This window comes from Burkholderia territorii (assembly GCF_902833055.1).
Lineage (GTDB): Bacteria > Pseudomonadota > Gammaproteobacteria > Burkholderiales > Burkholderiaceae > Burkholderia > Burkholderia territorii.
The window spans coordinates 1-540 of sequence record NZ_CADFEJ010000097.1 but is presented as its reverse complement, the minus strand read 5'-3'; the positions used below and the strand labels follow the sequence as shown (position 1 = coordinate 540).

The following is a 540-nucleotide window of genomic DNA, read 5'->3' as shown; positions in this document are numbered from 1 at the left end:
CACGCCGTATGCCCCCAACAGTCCGTATTCGGCAACCAAGGCCGGCTCCGATCATCTGGTGCGCGCCTACCACCATACGTACGGCCTGCCCACGCTGACCACGAACTGCTCGAACAACTACGGCCCGTACCAGTTCCCCGAGAAACTCATTCCGCTGATGATCGCCAACGCGCTCGCCGGCAAGCCGCTGCCCATCTATGGCGATGGGCAGAACGTGCGCGATTGGTTGTACGTCGGCGATCACTGCAGCGCGATTCGTGAAGTGCTCGCGCGCGGCGTGCCCGGCGAAACCTACAACATCGGCGGGTGGAACGAGAAGAAGAACCTCGAAGTCGTGCATACGTTGTGCGATTTGCTGGACCAGGCGCGCCCGAAGGCAGCCGGTTCGTACCGCGATCAAATCACGTATGTGACGGACCGTCCGGGCCACGATCGCCGTTATGCAATCGATGCACGCAAGCTCGAGCGCGAACTCGGCTGGAAGCCGGCCGAAACGTTCGAAACCGGCCTCGCGAAAACGGTGCGCTGGTATCTCGACAA

1 protein-coding gene is annotated in these 540 nt (G+C 61.9%); it reads left to right on the top strand.

Features of this window, described 5'->3' with window-relative positions; all coding sequences use genetic code 11:
• The coding region (locus tag HW466_RS31185; RefSeq protein ID WP_176316150.1) for a dTDP-glucose 4,6-dehydratase at window positions 1-540 on the top strand (540 nt) is incomplete at both ends.